Here is a 3,650-nt window from a genome sequence, read left to right as displayed (position 1 = left end):
CCCGCACGATCCGCACCGTCGTCCCATCGTCATACGTCGTCCCGATGTGCCGGTTCGCGGCATCGTACGAGAACTGCATGTCACCCAGACGAACCGTGTTCCCCCGCCCGTCGTACACGATCTCCGACGCCGACAGACCATCCGCGACAGTCGTCGCACCCGGGACCGCCCCCGTGACTGTCGAGGACAGTAGCCTGTCCGCCCAGTCGAAACAGGACGTCGTCGTGGTGGTCACGGCCGCCTGACCCGGCGCCGTCCACACATCCGTCGAACCCGTCCGGTTGCCGGACATGCCCGCCGCCGCATTCGGACCACACCCACCCGACGACCCGAACCCATAGGTGAGCTTGTGCCCAGGAATGGTCGCCGACACCAGCCGCCCCGCGGTGTCATACCCGTACGTCGACGAATACGACGTCGAACCCGTCGACGATTGCTGCTTCACCACACGGCCCGACTGCGAACGCACAACGGCGTCCGACACGACCTGACCGCCGACCAGCCACTCCTGGCCGATCACCCGCTCCGCCGCATCACGGCTGACGCTGTTCAACGCCGAACCATCCGGATACGCGATCTGCTTCAACCGCTGCAAAGCGTCATACGTCACCGACGCGAGCTGCTGCCCATCGACCGTGACCGTCTTCACCTTGCCGTCGGCGTCATACGTGTACGCCGTCACCGATGCCGCACCATTGGCTGGGGTCGTCGAGATCTGCGTCACACGCCCGGAAGCGGGATCGTATGTGGGCGTGGTCACCGTGCCCCACACGTCCGTGTAGCTCACGACCCGACCGAGCAGGTCTGAGACGGTCGTGATGGTCGAGCCGTTCGGCGACCCTGCGACCGCTACCCCGCTCGTGACGGTGGTGTATCCACCGTTCGTCACCCGTCTCGACTCCGTTGTCGTGCTCGAGATCGTCGCCACGCCCGAAGGGCCGGCGACCGTCGTGGAGATCACCTTGCCCCGGCCGTCGTACCCGGTGCACGACCACGCTGTGTCGCCGCTGGTCTTCGTCCCCACCGTGCGACCCCACGCGTCATACGCGTACTCCGTGGTGATCGGCGTGCCCGTTGCCGGGGTCGGTCCCGTCGTGGACTTGAGGAGACCGAACTGTTTGGTCCCCGCCGGAAGGCCGCACACAGCCGGGGCGCTGTTGATATCGCCGTAGTAGGTGCTGGTGCTCTTGGCCGTCGCCGGTGCGCCTGCTGCCCCACCGGCGGGGAGCGTGCGGGTCAGACGCCTGAGCCACCCGGCCGCACCGGGCTGCTCGAACGTCGTCGACGTCGTCAGCGCGAGGCCGTCGGGGTCGGAGCCTTCACCCCTCCGCGAGCGGCCAGTCCGCGGCGGTGACGCCTACGCCACCGCTCTCGCAGGCTCCCGCACCCGCACACCGTCGGCGAAGGCCCGCGGGTAGGCGCGCCGGAGTGCGACGACGACGAGCGTGGCCGCGGTCACCTTGATCAGATCGCCGGGCAGGAACGCGAGGCTCGACAGCGCCGTGGGTCCGAGGGGCACGCCGGTCACGAGAGCCTGCACGGGGATGCCGAACGCGTAGACCACGAACACACCGCCGACCAGTGCCGCGATCGCGGAGCGCCACCAGGTGAAGCGCCCCGTGCGCATGAGCAGGCCGATCACGACGACGCCGGCGATCCAACCGATGAGGTACCCGGCGCTCGGGCCGACGAACACTCCGAGTCCTCCACGACCGCCCGCCAACACGGGCAGCCCGACGGCGGCGAGCACGAGCACGAGGAGGATGGCGAGAGGCGCGAGGCGCGGACCCAGCACGAGCCCTGCGAGCATGACACCGAGGGTCTGCGCGGTGATGGGCACGCCGGCGGGCAGGGGCACGATCACCGCGCCGAGCACGATGATCAGGGCGGCGAACACCGCGATGCGTCCGAGCGATGCGCTGGTGTCTGTGGCGCGCGACGTTGTCATGAGTCCTCCTGAACACCGTTCACCTGAACGGTGTTCATTACAATAGGGACGCCATCCTCTCCACGCAAAGCCACCCCAGGAGCCACCACGTCCTTCTCCCCGATGCTGCGCCGTGTCGCCGTCGAAGACCCCGCTCGGCCGGCGATCGTCGACCACGATGCCGGCGTGACCTACGGCGAGCTCCACACGGAGTCGCGGCGGCTTTCGGCGTCTCTCGAGCGCCTGCTCACAGCCCCCTCGGCGCGGGCGGATGCACGCGGTCTTTCGACGCCACGGCCCGTCGTCTCCATCTGTCTGAGCCGTGCTTTCGACACCGCCCGCGCCGTCGTCGCGATGGAGGTGGGCGATCGCATCCTCAGCGTGGTGGATGCGCACTGGCCGGTGTCGCTGCAGACGCAGCTGATCACATCGACCGGCGCGGTGGCGGTGATCACTGATGTCACCGCGCTGCGAGCCGCGCTGGATGCGAGCGGCTGGCCGGGTCTGATCCTCGGGCTCGCTGACCTCGAGAACTCCGGATCACTCGCCTATGCCGACCCCGATGATCCTGCCGACGATGCCCCATTCCTGCTGCTCACCTCATCCGGTACGACAGGACGACCGAAGCCCTTCCTCAAGACCCGCGCGCAGTACACCGCGAACATCGATGTCTCGCGCACATATCTGGGTGCGAGCAACCGCGTCGCGACCTTCGCACCGGGCCCGATGTCGTACAGCCTGACTCTCTACACACTGTTCGAGGTTCTCGCCTCCGGCGGCGAGCTGCACGTCGCCGACCGTCTCGACGACCTGTGGCTCACCCTCCGCGCGCGGGACGAACGCATCACGCGAGTGGTCACTGTTCCGGCGGCGGCTGCCGCCCTCGCCGACGCCGCGAGGCGCAACCCGGGAAGGTACGACGGCATCGAGCTGATCGTCACGGGAGGCGCCGCGCTCTCGGCGTCGGCTCGAGCCAGAGTGTCCGACGCACTCCCCCGCACCCGGACGCTCAGTTACTTCGGCACCGGCGAACTCGGCTTCATCGGCGACGACCGCGCCGGCGACGGACGCATCCGGCTCTACCCGCAGGTGGAAGCCCGGGTGCGCGACGACGACGGCGATGATCTGGCACCCGGCGAGCTCGGCACGCTCTGGGTGCGCTCCCCCTCGTGCTCGACCGGCTACCTGCCGGGAACGACTTCCGCGTCGTTGACGGATGCCGACGGCTGGGCGAGCGTGCACGATCAGGGGCGGCTGCGTGGCCGGGACTTCTCGTTCGCCGGCAGAAGCGGAGATGTCGTCACCACCGGCGGGCACACCGTCGCCCTCGACGAAGTGGAACGTGCATTCGACGGGATGCCGGGCCTCGGCGACATCTGCGTGATCGCCGAGAGTGACGATCACCTCGGCACGCGGATCACCCTGGTCGTCGAAGGCGATGCGCCACCGGCAGCGACATTGCGCACGTGGGCGAGGGACCGACTCCCTCCGGCATCCGTGCCACGCCGCTGGCACCGCCTACCGGAGTTCCCACGAACCTCCGGCGGCAAGATTCGTCGCACCGCGGTCGCCGATCTCGTGGCGTTCGGGCGGAGGCCATCGTGAGCGTCGAGAGGTCTGTCGTCGTCACCGGGATCGGCGCCATCACCCCGAGTGGTCTCACCGCGCCGAGCATGTGGGCGTCAGTCCGCGCCGGACGAAGCGGCATCACGCGGCTTCCGCC

At 69.0% G+C, this 3,650-nt stretch carries 4 protein-coding genes; 2 read left to right on the top strand and 2 right to left on the bottom strand.

Going from position 1 to position 3,650, the window contains the following annotated elements; all coding sequences use genetic code 11:
* On the bottom strand, positions 1-1,024 hold a 1,024-nt coding region (locus DSP71_RS03335; protein ID WP_258546243.1), incomplete at its 3' end, for a hypothetical protein.
* Between the two features lie 333 nt (positions 1,025-1,357).
* Positions 1,358-1,948, bottom strand: a complete 591-nt coding sequence (locus DSP71_RS03330) for a biotin transporter BioY (protein ID WP_113680356.1) — start codon at positions 1,946-1,948, stop codon at positions 1,358-1,360.
* A gap of 102 nt (positions 1,949-2,050) precedes the next feature.
* Between DSP71_RS03330 and DSP71_RS03325 the strand changes: the two genes are divergently transcribed.
* Complete coding sequence (locus tag DSP71_RS03325) at positions 2,051-3,532, top strand: class I adenylate-forming enzyme family protein (RefSeq protein WP_113680355.1); 1,482 nt, start codon at positions 2,051-2,053, stop codon at positions 3,530-3,532.
* 68 nt (positions 3,533-3,600) lie between these two features.
* Positions 3,601-3,650 (top strand): hypothetical protein (locus DSP71_RS23050; protein ID WP_258546244.1); only part of this gene is annotated, 50 nt, incomplete at its 3' end.

It is taken from the genome of Microbacterium sp. H6, from assembly GCF_003314775.1.
Lineage (GTDB): Bacteria > Actinomycetota > Actinomycetes > Actinomycetales > Microbacteriaceae > Microbacterium > Microbacterium oxydans.
Note: the sequence above shows the minus strand (reverse complement) of the source record. Positions and strands in the feature narration are given on the sequence as shown.